Below are 13,955 nucleotides of genomic sequence, written 5' to 3' on the forward strand. Positions count from 1 at the left end.
TTTGTTGTAGAGCTAATCAACCCAGTAGCGATGGATGAAGGTTTACGCTTCGCTATCCGTGAAGGTGGTCGTACTGTTGGTGCTGGTGTTGTATCTAAAATCATCGCATAATTGCAGATTTTAGTTCTCACGAGAACTTAAAAAAAAGACGCTTAGGCGTCTTTTTTTATATCTAAAATTTAGCAAAACAGTCAAACAGTCAAAGCTGCCAACACAGAGCAGGTGTTGTATCGCTGTACCTAAAAGAGGCATCACATAATTGCAGATTTTAGTTCTCATGAGAATTCAAGAAAAGACGCTTAGGCGTCTTTTTTTATCACTAAATTTTAGTGAAATTGTCAAACAGTCAAAACTATCAAAGTTGCTAACACAGAGCAGGTGTTGTATCGCTGTACCTGTAAGAGGTATTTCAAAATTGCTGATTTTAGTACCCACGAGAATTTAACAAAAGACGCTTAGGCGTCTTTTTTATGTCTTATTTCAGTGATCAAAAGAATAGAATGAAATTAATTACGAATGATAACTATTATTGTTTGCAATAATCATTAGAGCTAATTACAATACATGCAAATGAAAGTGATTCGTATTTGTATTGGTGTGGTAAGATGAAAAACAAAATTTCTGTTTTATCAACATTGGCAATGGTCAGTTTTTGTAACCTTGCTCAGGCTGATGATCAACCCTCTGTTATTAACTTTAACAAACAACAGCAACAAATTGAAAAGCTTCAAAGTGAACTTAGACAATTAAGTCTAGCCGTATCCTCAACAAGTCATAAAGATCAGCTAAATTATTCAGCCGTCAAAAATTGGCACATTACCTCTTATGGCAGTGTACTTTATAACACGGAAGATGTTTTTCGTAACACGCAAGACACACAACCACAAAAGCGCAGCATAACTGATGTCGAACGCGTTGTTTTAGAATTTGGTTATCGGTTTGACCCCCAATGGCAAGTTGAAATAGAGTTAGAGTACGAACATGGTGGTACGGGCGCAGCATTAGAATATGATGGCTTCGAAGAATTCGGCGAATTTGAAACTGAGATAGAAGCGGGTGGTGAAGTTCTGGTTGAAAAATTAGAACTCAAATATGCTTACAATGACTACTTTGCTATTAAACTTGGCAGAATATTTGTCCCTGTGGGTTTAGGGACTGAGTTACACAAACCTGATCAATATTTTACTACCCAGCGTCATTGGAGTGAATCAACACTTATCCCCCAAGTTTGGCATGAAACCGGGATTAACTTCACTGCAAATTGGCAAGGACTTAAGGCGCAAGCTTTACTGACGACAGGCCTTAATTCTGAATACTTTCGTACTTATCGCTGGGTAGCCAGTGGTCACCAAAAAAGATTCGAAACGATCAATGCCGACGACTTAGCGTTAACGCTTCGAGTAGATTATGGCGACCTTAAAAAAGGCTCAGGGATAGGCGCTAGTTTTTACAGCGGTAACACCAGTGGTAATCGCAATAATACCAATAATATTTCAGCGGATGGCCATTTATCCATTATCGGGCTCAATGGCGTTTATCGTTATCAAGATTGGACGCTACGAGGTCAGTATTTATTCGGCAAATTAGATGACAGCTTAGCCATTACTGCCGCTAATAAAACCACGCCAGGATTAAAACCAGGTAACTTTGCTCAATTAGGTAGTGAAGCTGAGTCAGCATTTCTAGAAGTCGCCTATAACAGTCAATTTCTGCTTGGTCTTAGCAAACCTTTGTATCTATTTACTTCATATGATTATGCCAACCCTATTAAAGAAGTAGCAGGGGGCTTAGCTACCTCTCGTTTTGATATTAAAGAAATTGCCATCGGTGTGAACTACATACCAATAAAAAATGTGGTACTTAAAGCTCAGTTTGCTGAAAAATCTTATGCACAAAGCAACCTTGATAATACCCAAAGTTTTAGCCTATCGATGGGCTATTATTTTTCAATATAACCATCAGTTTAAAAGACGACTGTAAATTTAAAGGAATTAAAAATGTCATTGAAAACTTCACTCTTCGCAACGACCACAGCAATATTAATGTTATCTGCATGTGGTGGTAGCAGTTCTTCACAGTCAATAGCTGTTATAGAAGAACCATCAGGCTTCGCGTTTGATGCAACCGCTATGATAAGTAATATAACAAACGATATTATTGTTGAAGGTTATAACGACCTGAACACCAAAGCAGAGATCTTTCACTTAGCGACCTTGTCATTATTAAATTCTCCGAACCAAGAAACATTATTGGCAACTCAACAAGCATGGCAAACAGTTCGCCAACCTTGGGAGCAAGGAGAAGCTCATATTTTTGGACCAGTAGATGCCTTATCTATAGATCCTCATTTAGATACCTGGCCATTAAATACCAGTGATCTGCAAAGTTTATTAGCAACACAAAGTGGTTTTAATGCCGAGGTTATTAAGTTATTTAACGACGATGTTCAGGGCTTTCATACCATGGAGTTTCTACTTTTTGGCGATGGCTTAACCGATAATGCTAAAGCGATAGATGAAATGACAGCGTTAGAGCGTGAATATTTAGCTGCTACTGCAGAAGTGTTTCGTGAATATACCCAATCGCTTTTTGATGCATGGACGGTTAGACATGATGCCAATGATACAAACTCATTACCCTACCAAGAATTTTTGCTGATACCAGGTAATGACATTTATGCGTCTGAACTAGGCGTCGTAGAAGAATTAATTAATGGCATGATAGGTATTGTTGATGAAGTCGCTAACGGAAAAATTGCTGAACCCTTTGGTAGTGATATTAACTCAACGGATACCTCGTTAGTTGAGTCACAATACAGTTGGAATTCACTGGCTGATTTCACAAATAATATTCAAGGGGTTAAAAATGTTTACCTAGGGACCACAAATTCACAAGCTGTGACCGATGTAGGAATTATTAATTTCGTTCAAGCCGCGGATAGTGCTTTAGCTATTCGCATCGATACAGAAATAACGACAGCAATAACAGCAATTAAAGCGATTTCAGGTGAAAATGATATGCCGTTCAGGCAAGCAATTAATGATGTAGAAGCACGTGTTCGTATTCAAGCCGCTATTGATGCTTTAAGTATTTTACAAACATCATTAGAGAGTGATGTGCTTATATTGTTGAATAACTGGAATAACTAACAGTGATTTAGTTGCTAACCGACCCCTAAAGGATGTAAGCCGTGCAAGGATGCACTTCCCTTTAATTTATAAATAGAACAAAACTTATGTTAAATATGAATAATATAAACAAGGGTTTAATAATTACGATTAATCTTTTACTGGCAACATTATTTCTTAGTGCCTGTAATAGTGATAGTCAGTCAAATGATAATGCTGTTGTTGAACCTGATTACCCTGATTATACTTTTGTTGAAAACCTAGGTGATAAAGCGACAGCATTTGATGCTAGTGATTCAGGGCATGGCTTTTCAACTCCAATAACGACCTTAACTGACGCTGAACTAAACCAACACCTGACTGGCGATGCTAATTTTGAAATGGCGTTTACAACGGCGCCAAATATGGAACACCCTGAATTAGATGGTTTGGGACCGGTTTTTAATAATCAAAATTGTAACTCATGCCACCAGCGTGATGGTCGTCCATCTACATTAACCATTCCACAAGACCAAGAGCGTATTTTATTAGGCGCTAATGCCGGTATTTTTTTGAGAATGAGTATTGAAGACGGTGAATGCACAGCGCCGACAATTAATAATAACTATTGTCAAAATAAGCCTGTAGAAGGTTTTGGTACCCAGCTATTTCACCGAGGTGTCTTAAAAGCACGGGCTGATTGGCAAGATAACCCTTTTGTTGGTCAAGCCGATGTTTATTTAGCTTATGAATTTAAAACAATAACGTACGCCAATGGTGATACGGTTGAATTAAAGAAACCGGTATTTACTATTGAAAACGCTTACGATGTTGGCGACGGTCAACAACGCGATAGTGCAATTATGCAGGTTGATGTGCGTTATAGCCCACGTAATGGCATGCCAATCTTTGGTTTAGGTTTATTAGAACTCATCGCCGAAGCCGATATATTAGCGTTAAGTGATGAGCTAGACACCAATAACGATGGTATTTCAGGTCGTCCAAATTGGGTTTTCGACCCAATTAAAGCGAAAAACAAAGATCTTATGCCTGTGTCACTTGGACGCTTTGGCTGGAAAGCAAGCACATCCAGTGTTCGTGTTCAGTCTCTAGGTGCATTACGGGGTGATATGGGGATTACCAATCCGTTATTCCCACAGGAGAGTATCGCTAATTCACCTTTGCATGAAAGCTATTTAACGCGGACAGGTTTTATTGATACCGGTGTTGATGAACAAGGAGGTAGTGAAGCAAGCCAAGAGTTCTCAGATGATGTTGTTTTTTATGCGGAAACATTAGCGGTGCCATCAAGACGCAATATAAATAATGAAATGGTAATTGCCGGCGCACAATTATTTGAAGAGGTCGGTTGTGTGTCTTGCCATCAACCAGACTTTACTACGATGAGTGGTGATATTTTGGTGGGAGGAGTACCTGCACCTGAGTCATTAAAAGGACAACATATTTACCCCTTCACAGACATGTTATTACACGATTTAGGCGCAGAATTAGCAGATAATCGTCGTGATTTTATGGCAACAGGCAATGAGTGGAAAACTCGATCACTGTGGGGAATAGGGTTAACTAAAACAGTGAATCCTGCCGCAGGTTTTTTACATGATGGTCGAGCGAGTACGGTAGAAGAGGCAATACTTTGGCATGGCGGTGAAGCGCAACAAGCTACCGACAAGTTTATGGCATTAAGTGTTAATGAACGTGAGCAACTAGTCTCTTTTGTTATGTCTTTATAAGTCAGCGCCGCGCCGACAATGTTATTATTTCTCCAGAAGAAGTGGGCTTTGCGCAAAGCATCACTTATTCAAGGCGTTAAAGAGTTACTTTAACGCCTTATTTTTTAAAAAACGAGTGAGTAAATCGTAAGTTATAGTCTAAAAAAATGCGTGTCTTATTAACCGTCTTCCTTTAAGTGATATTATTTTTTTAAAAAGCGGGATGGTGATTCAACAGGATCAGCCTTAAATCGTAAGTTATAGCCTAAACAATGCGTATCTTATTAACCGTCTTCCTTTAAATGATATTATTTTCTAAAAAACGGTGTAGTAAATTGTAAGTTATAGTCTAAACGATGCGTATCTTATTAACCGTCTTCCTTTAAATGATATTATTTTCTAAAAAACGGGGTAGTAAATCGTAAGTTATAGTCTAAAAACGCTGTAGATCTTTACCTATGCACCACTTATTAATTCTTTTTTCAAAATACTGCTCGACGACAATGCTGAGTTTTCAGGTAACTGTGTGTGTCCTGCTAAGAGATAAATGACTTTCTGTCCATTCTCTGCGAGTTCAAGTGCATGTTGAAAATTAATAAGTATTGATGAAGTAATACTTTGTGGATACTTTTCAGCATCACGGCGTATATATTCAATTAGGTCGATATTAACGTCATCGTCATAAAATACCGCTTCAGCAAATTGCATTTCTCGGTGAGTCTGTAGGGTTAATTTATCTGGATTACCATCTAATGTATGAACAAAGACAATTTCACCTACCGGCGGTGTAATTTCTTTCTTTATGCTGGCAATAAGCTGTTGTTCAGCTTCGGGTATATTACCTTGTAAAATCTGCTCACCGATAGGCCCTCTTAATACGCTTTCCCAGAAGGTCCTACGGTTGCGCAGTCCTCTTACTCTTGCTTTAACATGATCTCGAAATTTAAAAGAGAAATCTGCAAGCCTACCGTAGCCATTGGGTAGGGTTTTTTCAATTTGTTCTCTAAGCATCCTTAACAGTATAGGGGCACTTCCAGAGCTAGACATAGCGATAATCATCGGTGCGCGATCTATGATTGCTGGCGTGATGTAAGTACAGAGTTCAGGTTGGTCAACAACATTGGTGAGAATGTTGAGCGGTTGTGATTCACTAGCAACCGCTTTATTGACTTCGCCATCGTCGGTAGCTGCAATCACTAAGTTCATGCCCATTAAATGGCCGCTTTGGTAATTGTGGGCGAGCCAATGTAGATCATGGCCATCGACTAATCGTTTCACACTTTCAGATAAGCTTGCAGCCATAACCGTAATGTTAGTGGTACTTTTTAGCAATAATTCAATTTTACGTGCCGCGACATCACCACCACCAATGATCATTGCCGATATGTTTTTACCCTCAAGAAAAATGGGGAAATATTTCATTTAAATAACCTATATTGTCTTTAATCTGTGTATGAGCCTAAACAATTGCGTTAAGACGGTAATGATAAAAGTTTTTCACTGATGGCTAAACCATTACTGTCGCCGTAGATGAACTGTCCGGGAATAAAATGAATGCCGGCAAAAGTAATGGGAATATTTACTTCACCAATACCTAGTTTCTCAGTTTTAATTGGGCAACAACCCAATGCTTTTACACCTAGTTTTAGCGTGGCAATCGTACCCGCATCACGAATACAGCCATTAATGACTATTCCTTGCCAACCATTTTTAACCGCTTTTTCAGCAAGCATGTCACCTAACAGTGCACGTGTGGTACTTGCTTTACCATCAATAACCATGACTTTACCTGTGCCGTCAGTATCTACCAAGGCTTTAACTTTTGAATTGTCATTAAAACAAGACACGGTGACTATTTCCCCATAAAAAATGTTATTTTTGCCATAGTCAGTAAATAGCGGTTGTGCCAGTGTTAATGCGTTAGGGTAAATGTCATATAAATCAGGGAGAAGATCGAGCATCGTAAAGTTCCTTATTAGGCCAGAGGGAATAATTATCCTAGCAATACTCTAGCAGAAGTCTTTGTAGGTATTAACTAACAAATGCTAAACTAGTGAAAAATTTATAGTGAGCACCTCCCATGCCTTGGATACAACTTCGCTTGAGTGCGAATGAAGACACATCAGAAAAATATAGTGATTGGTTAAGTGCTTGTGGCGCACAAGCCGTAACGTTTATTGACGCTCAAGATACCCCTATTTATGAGCCGCTTCCGGGTGATGAAGTTATCTATTGGCACAATACCGTGGTAATGGGCTTATTCGATGCCAGCCATGACATGGATAAAACCATTACTTATTTGAAAAGTATCCATCCAGATAAAAACGATATGGCTTACAAGTTAGAGCAACTTGAAGATAAAGATTGGGAAAGAGAGTGGATGGACAACTTCCATCCAATGAAATTCGGTGAGCGTTTATGGATTTGTCCAAGCTGGCGCGAAGTTCCTGATCCAACCGCGGTCAATGTTATGCTTGATCCAGGTTTAGCGTTTGGCACAGGAACCCATCCAACCACGGCATTATGTTTAACCTGGTTAGACGGATTAGATTTAGTCGGTAAAACTGTAGTTGATTTTGGTTGTGGTTCAGGAATTTTATCGCTGGCGGCACTTAAGCTAGGCGCGAAAAAAGTCATTGGTATTGATATTGATCCACAAGCATTACAAGCAAGTAAAGCAAATGCTGAGCGCAACGGTATTGCAGACCGTTTAGAACTTTTCTTACCAAAAGATCAGCCAAGTTTTAAAGCTGATGTGGTTGTCGCTAATATTTTAGCCGGACCATTACGTGAATTAGCGCCAACGATTATTGAATTTGTTGCACCAAATGGTCACCTTGCACTGTCAGGTGTTTTAGAAGAACAGGCCAATGAACTGCAAAATATTTATAGTCAGTGGTGTGAAATGGATGCCATTGCTGTTCAAGATGAATGGGTTCGTCTTTCAGGTAAAAAAAATTAGTCAAAAACCCTGTTATTAATTGAGCAGTATTCGTTAGCTATTTGTACAAATTCTGCTCACATCAATAGTTTGCAAAAAGTCAATATTAAAAACGCAAAAAAAAGCAAGAATTGTTCAATTTATATGCTTTTCAATTCCCTTAAAAACACGTAAACTTAGCGCCCTTTTGAATAGTAGCTCAAAAAAACAGCAACATGAATATAGGTTCGTATACTTTATCAAGTAATGTAATGCTTGCTCCAATGGCCGGAATAACCGACCAACCTTTTCGACAACTGTGTTGTCAAATGGGAGCAGGGTTAGCCGTGTCAGAAATGATTTCGTCTAATCCCAAAGTATGGCATACCGAAAAATCTAAGCGACGAAGTATTCATAGTGAATTTGCAGGTATTCGTTCGGTACAAATTGCCGGTTCAGATCCTGAAGAGTTAGCGTTTGCTGCTAAAGTTAATGTTGAAAATGGCGCACAAATTATAGATATTAATATGGGCTGTCCTGCTAAAAAGGTCAATAAAAAGCTCGCGGGTTCTGCATTATTAAAAGAACCTAAATTAGTTGAAGAAATAGTGCGAAGTGTTGTTGATGCGGTAAACGTGCCAGTAACACTTAAAATTCGTACCGGCTGGTGTGAGAACACTCGCAACGGCATTGAAATTGCTAAAATTGCTGAGCACAACGGTATTCAGTCTTTAGTCGTTCATGGTCGCACCCGTAATGATTTTTATAAAGGGGATGCGGAATACGAAACGATAAAAGCCATCAAGCAAGCGGTTAGTATTCCCGTTGTGGCTAATGGCGATATTACCAGCGCAATCAAAGCGGCGCAGGTATTAAATTTTACTGGGGCTGATGCCGTAATGGTGGGTCGTGGTGCCCAAGGGAAACCTTGGATTTTTCGAGAGATTAATCATTTCTTGAAAACGGGTGAACATTTGTCTGCCCCCTCATTGGAAGAGATTTGTCCGATAGTTATTGGGCATGTAAAGGACTTACACAACTTTTACGGTGACTTTATGGGTGTTCGTTTTGCTCGTAAGCACGTTGCTTGGTATATGCTCGCGTATGATCAAGAGAAAAAATTTCGTTCTGTTTTTAATGCGTTAGAGTCATCTACCGATCAACTTGATGCATTAGAACTGTATTTTGATAATTTAAATTAACTAGAAAGAGTCTGAACTTTATGTTTGAACAAAATATTTCATCACCATTCGTTACTGGCAAGATCCAAACTCAAGCTGAGTATTCTCCATTACGTACTCAAGCTAAACAAGCTATCAGTAACTACTTATCGCAATTAAATGGTAATGATGTAGATGATATGTACGACCTTGTACTTTCTGAAATCGAAGCGCCAATGTTAGAAGAAGTTATGAAGTATACGCGCGGTAACCAAACACGTGCAGCTAACTTGTTAGGTATCAACCGTGGTACTTTACGTAAGAAGCTTAAAAAATACGGCATGAACTAAAAAATAGACAGGTTGTCCCTGTCAATCGAAAGCACCCTAGGGTGCTTTCTTTATTTCTAGCTAAGGGGTTTTCTTCAGCTAGCTACTCATTACTGAGTAAAGGATTTATTTTAAAAAATCACTGCCAAGGACAAATGTCAACGGCCAGACAATTAAACTAACTTTAAGGTTAACAATAAAGCAATGGATACTCCACGCCCAATCAAACGTGCATTATTAAGTGTTTCTGATAAAACAGGTATTGTCGATTTCGCTCGTAGTTTAGCGCAAAAAGGTGTTGATATTTTATCAACCGGCGGCACAGCAAAATTATTAGCTGATAATGGTATACAAGTTACTGAAGTTTCTAAATACACAGGTCACCCTGAAATTATGGACGGTCGTGTTAAAACACTTCATCCAAAAGTTCATGGCGGAATTTTAGCGCGCCGTGGTATGGATGAAGCCGTTATGGCTGAAAACGATATTAGCGCGATTGATCTTGTTGTCGTTAACCTTTACCCATTTGCTAACGCAGTTAGTGATGAAAACTGTAGCTTAGAAAACGCGATTGAGAATATTGATATCGGTGGACCCACTATGGTTCGTGCAGCGGCAAAAAATCATAAAGACGTGACGATTATTGTTAATGCTCACGATTATGAGCGCGTATTAGCAGAAATGAATAGTAACGATGATTCATTAACGTATAACACACGCTTTGACTTAGCTATTGCTGCCTATGAACATACTGCAGCTTACGACGGTATGATTGCAAATTACTTTGGCAAAATGCTTAGTGCGCGAAGTGGTGAAAAAAGCGAAGTTAACTTTAAAGAAAAAAACAAATTTCCACGCACCTTTAACAGTCAGTTTATTAAAACTGAAGATTTACGTTACGGTGAAAACTCGCATCAGGATGCTGCTTTTTATGTCGAAGCAAATCCTGAAGAAGCATCGGTTTCAACGGCTAAGCAATTACAAGGTAAAGCGCTTTCTTATAACAATATAGCTGACACGGATGCCGCTTTAGAATGTGTTAAAGAATTTGATGAGCCGGCGTGTGTTATCGTTAAACATGCTAACCCTTGTGGTGTTTCTATTGGTGACAATATCTTAGCCGCTTACGAAGGTGCTTATCGTACAGATCCTACCTCAGCATTTGGTGGCATTATCGCCTTCAACCGTGAATTAGATGCCGACACAGCAGAAGCTATTGTTTCTCGCCAGTTTGTCGAAGTTATTATCGCGCCAAGTGTTTCAGAAGCTGCGGCACAAATTGTTGCTGCTAAACCTAACTTACGTTTATTAGCCTGTGGTGAATGGTCGACCAAAACTACCGGTTTTGATCTTAAACGTGTTAATGGTGGCTTATTGGTTCAAGACAGAGACCAAGGCAAAGTGACCAGCGATGATTTGAAAGTTGTTACTAAACGCCAACCCACTGCTGATGAAATGCGTGACTTACAATTCTGTTGGAAAGTAGCGAAATACGTGAAATCTAATGCGATTGTTTACGTTAAAAATAGCATGACTATTGGTGTCGGTGCCGGTCAAATGAGCCGAGTTTACTCAGCTAAAGTTGCTGGTATCAAAGCTGCAGATGAAAACTTAGAAGTTAAAGGTTCAGTCATGGCATCTGATGCATTCTTTCCATTTCGTGATGGCTTAGATGCTGCCGCTGAAGCGGGCATTACTGCTGTTATTCAACCGGGCGGTTCTATGCGTGATAATGAAGTTATTGCCGCTGCCGATGAACATAACATAGCTATGGTGTTCACTGGAATGCGTCACTTCCGCCATTAAGTTGGTTTGCTTATCGTTGGTTAAATAAAATTATTCGTTGGAAGTGCTCAAGTAGATAAACTACGCTCCGCGCTTCCGCTTTTAATTTTCACTAACCAGCTTAAAGCATTTCCAAATAACGGCTTTATTAGCCTTGTTGATAAAATGTTACACTTCAACAAGGTTAAATACTTTTCTTTTATCCCCCTTATCTGTTTCTTCTTTTAAAATCTGCTATAACATGTCGAGTTAACCTTTATTCTTGATATGGAAAAGCAAATGAAAACAATAAAAACTTTATTATCAGCTTCAATCATTAGCCTGTCATTAGCCAGCGTTTCTTACGCTGATCAAGCCATGCAACCTATGGCTAATACACAGTTAGCCCAAGCGGTTGCTAGTGAACATAGATCAGCGGCTAATAAAATACGTGATGAATACCGTCATCCACAACAAACCTTAGAATTTTTTGGTTTTAATTCATCAATGACTGTTGTTGAGATAACACCTGGTGGTGGTTGGTACACTGAGATTTTAGCCCCTGCGTTAAAAGGCAAAGGAAAGTTAATTGGTGCTCATTATCCTGATACCGGTGAAGACAACTATTACAGTAATTCCCGTAAAAATTTAGTAAAAAAATTGGATAGTCATGAGATGTTTAGTGAAGTTGAACTCTCTAACTTTGTGCCTAAGAAAGCCAGTGAATTAGCCCCCGCTGGTTCTGCGGATATGGTACTTACTTTTCGTAATTTACATAACTGGGGAGAAGAAGGTGTTAGCCAAGTATTTATTGATGCCTTTAAGGCATTAAAAACTGGTGGTATTTTAGGTGTCGTTGAACATCGTTTACCAAAAGGCGCAACAGCTAACGATATGAATAGCGGCTATGTTTCTGTGGAAAAGACAATTGCACAAGCTGAAGCTGCTGGATTTACTTTTATTGCCAGTAGTGAAGTAAATGCTAATGCTAAAGACAAAGCAAGTTATGAAAAAGGTGTCTGGACATTACCCCCGTCACTTGCATTAAAAGATAAAGATAGAGAAAAATATCTGGCTATCGGTGAAAGTGATCGAATGACTTTAAAATTTGCAAAAGTAGCTAAATAATCTTAAGACTTGCGCCATAACTTCCCTTATAATGGCGCAAGTTTTTTAGCATATTTTCTAGCAAATAAAGTAGGGTTAAGATAAATGAATGTTTTAGTAATAGGTAGTGGTGGTCGTGAACATGCACTCGCATGGAAAGCTGCACAATCATCACAAGTAGAAAAAGTATTTGTTGCACCAGGTAATGCCGGTTCAGCAACAGAAAATAAAGTAGAAAATGTTGCCATATCCGCTGGCGATACTGCTGCACTAGTCGACTTTGCTAAAACTCAAAACATTACCCTAACGATTGTTGGCCCAGAGCAGCCACTTGTTGACGGCGTTGTTGATGCCTTTCAAGCCGAGGGGTTAACTATTTTTGGTCCAAGTGCTAAAGCGTCACAACTTGAAGGTTCAAAAGCATTTACTAAAGACTTCTTAGCTCGTCACAACATTCCTACAGGCTGGTACCAAAATTTTACTGAAATAGAAGCTGCGTTAGCTTATGTTCGTGAAAAAGGCGCACCTATTGTTATTAAAGCTGATGGCTTAGCAGCTGGTAAAGGCGTTATTGTCGCAATGACATTGCCAGAAGCTGAAGACGCTATTAAAGATATGCTTGCTGGTAATGCTTTTGGAGATGCCGGGCATCGTGTTGTCATCGAAGAATTTTTAGATGGTGAAGAAGCGAGCTTTATTGTTATGGTTGATGGCAAAAATGTTTTAGCCATGGCAACAAGTCAAGATCATAAGCGTGCTTATAATAATGACGAAGGACCAAATACAGGTGGTATGGGCGCTTATTCACCAGCGCCAGTAGTTACCGCTGAACTTCATCAACGTATTATGGATGAAGTCATATATCCTACAGTGCAGGGTATGGCTAAAGAAGATGCCCCTTATACTGGTTTCTTATATGCTGGCTTAATGATAGATGCGACAGGTACGCCAAAAGTGATTGAATACAACTGTCGATTTGGTGATCCAGAAACACAACCTATTATGATGCGTTTAAAGTCTGATATCGTTGAGTTATGTTTACTGGCCTGTGCTGGTAAGTTAGATACAGCAACTATTGATTTTGATCCACGTCCAGCTGTCGGTGTAGTATTAGCGGCCGGCGGTTATCCAGGCACTTACGCCAAAGGTAAAGTGATTTCAGGTTTAGAAACTAACCAGCATCCCGACAGAAAAACATTCCATGCGGGCACCACTGAAACTAATGGTGAGATAGTGACGGCTGGCGGTCGAGTGCTTTGTGCTACTGCATTAGGCGAAACGGTTACACAAGCGCAAAAATCTGCCTATGCTTTATTACACGAAATAAGCTGGGAAGAAGTACAATTCAGAACAGATATTGCCTATCGTGCAATCGCCAGAGAACAAAGTTAACTTATACTTTTTAAGTGTTGAATTGAAAGCCTCTTTTAAGAGGCTTTTTTATTAGCTAAAATCCACGAATATCTCAAGATCCCCTACAGTAAACTGAAATGATCATTGTTAGGTTTTGTTTAGTTATAACTGATAAAAAATTAATAATTACTGTAGTAGCTTTAATAAAGCTCAATAACAACGCGGTATGTATGTTAATTGACCGAACGATCGATTATTTCAAATTTATGACAAAAAAGGGTTGACGCCCAGCGAGAAATGTCTAGAATGCGCTCCAGTTCCAAGGGGTAACCCAAACGAACGTTTTGATAAGTTATCTATATCACTTTAGAGTAAAGTAGTTAACTTAACGTTTTATAGATAAGGTTTGAATCTTCGAAAAGAAACTTCAAATTAAATTAAATAAAACGTTGACATCAAAACTGAGAAGCGTATCATGCGCATCT

General features: G+C 39.1%; 12 protein-coding genes. 10 read left to right on the forward strand and 2 right to left on the reverse strand.

Annotated elements, in window-relative coordinates:
- The 4 genes from H4J56_RS18755 to H4J56_RS18770 form a co-directional block, all read left to right on the forward strand.
- Positions 1-111, forward strand: a 111-nt coding sequence (locus H4J56_RS18755; RefSeq protein ID WP_182259698.1) for a hypothetical protein, incomplete at its 5' end; no start/stop codon positions are given.
- Between the two features lie 494 nt (positions 112-605).
- Positions 606-1,955, forward strand: coding sequence for a hypothetical protein (locus H4J56_RS18760; protein WP_182259769.1), 1,350 nt, complete (start codon positions 606-608; stop codon positions 1,953-1,955).
- Positions 1,956-1,997: 42 nt separating this feature from the next.
- Entirely contained in the window at positions 1,998-3,149 is a 1,152-nt protein-coding gene (locus H4J56_RS18765) for an imelysin family protein (protein ID WP_182259770.1), read from the forward strand.
- A gap of 95 nt (positions 3,150-3,244) precedes the next feature.
- Positions 3,245-4,858, forward strand: a complete 1,614-nt coding sequence (locus tag H4J56_RS18770) for a di-heme oxidoredictase family protein (RefSeq protein ID WP_182259771.1) — start codon at positions 3,245-3,247, stop codon at positions 4,856-4,858.
- Positions 4,859-5,293: 435 nt separating this feature from the next.
- Here H4J56_RS18770 and H4J56_RS18775 read toward each other — a convergent pair whose 3' ends face one another.
- Positions 5,294-6,259, reverse strand: coding sequence for an NAD(P)-dependent oxidoreductase (locus H4J56_RS18775; protein ID WP_182259772.1), 966 nt, complete (start codon positions 6,257-6,259; stop codon positions 5,294-5,296).
- 50 nt (positions 6,260-6,309) lie between these two features.
- On the reverse strand, positions 6,310-6,798 hold the full coding sequence (locus H4J56_RS18780; protein WP_182222980.1) for a putative 4-hydroxy-4-methyl-2-oxoglutarate aldolase: 489 nt from the start codon (positions 6,796-6,798) through the stop codon (positions 6,310-6,312).
- Positions 6,799-6,917: 119 nt separating this feature from the next.
- Here H4J56_RS18780 and prmA point away from each other — a divergent pair, with 119 nt between their 5' ends.
- From prmA to purD, 6 genes are all read left to right on the forward strand, one after another.
- The gene (gene prmA / locus H4J56_RS18785; RefSeq protein WP_070375038.1) at positions 6,918-7,799 is read left to right on the forward strand and encodes a 50S ribosomal protein L11 methyltransferase; all 882 of its coding nucleotides are present in this window, start codon (positions 6,918-6,920) and stop codon (positions 7,797-7,799) included.
- A 194-nt stretch (positions 7,800-7,993) separates the two neighbouring features.
- Positions 7,994-8,959, forward strand: coding sequence for a tRNA dihydrouridine synthase DusB (dusB, locus tag H4J56_RS18790; RefSeq protein ID WP_070375037.1), 966 nt, complete (start codon positions 7,994-7,996; stop codon positions 8,957-8,959).
- 20 nt (positions 8,960-8,979) lie between these two features.
- Positions 8,980-9,267 carry a DNA-binding transcriptional regulator Fis gene (fis, locus tag H4J56_RS18795; RefSeq protein ID WP_070375036.1) on the forward strand — a complete coding sequence of 96 codons (288 nt, stop codon included), beginning with the start codon at positions 8,980-8,982 and terminating at the stop codon, positions 9,265-9,267.
- Positions 9,268-9,450: 183 nt separating this feature from the next.
- Complete coding sequence (purH, locus tag H4J56_RS18800) at positions 9,451-11,052, forward strand: bifunctional phosphoribosylaminoimidazolecarboxamide formyltransferase/IMP cyclohydrolase (RefSeq protein WP_070375035.1); 1,602 nt, start codon at positions 9,451-9,453, stop codon at positions 11,050-11,052.
- Positions 11,053-11,310: 258 nt separating this feature from the next.
- Positions 11,311-12,138 carry a class I SAM-dependent methyltransferase gene (locus H4J56_RS18805; protein WP_182259773.1) on the forward strand — a complete coding sequence of 276 codons (828 nt, stop codon included), beginning with the start codon at positions 11,311-11,313 and terminating at the stop codon, positions 12,136-12,138.
- 84 nt (positions 12,139-12,222) lie between these two features.
- A complete protein-coding gene (gene purD, locus H4J56_RS18810) occupies positions 12,223-13,509 on the forward strand; it encodes a phosphoribosylamine--glycine ligase (protein ID WP_182259774.1) in 1,287 nt (428 codons plus the stop codon).
- The last annotated feature ends 446 nt before the right edge of the window (positions 13,510-13,955 follow it).

Source organism: Colwellia sp. BRX8-4, assembly GCF_014077345.1.
Classification (GTDB): domain Bacteria; phylum Pseudomonadota; class Gammaproteobacteria; order Enterobacterales; family Alteromonadaceae; genus Colwellia_A.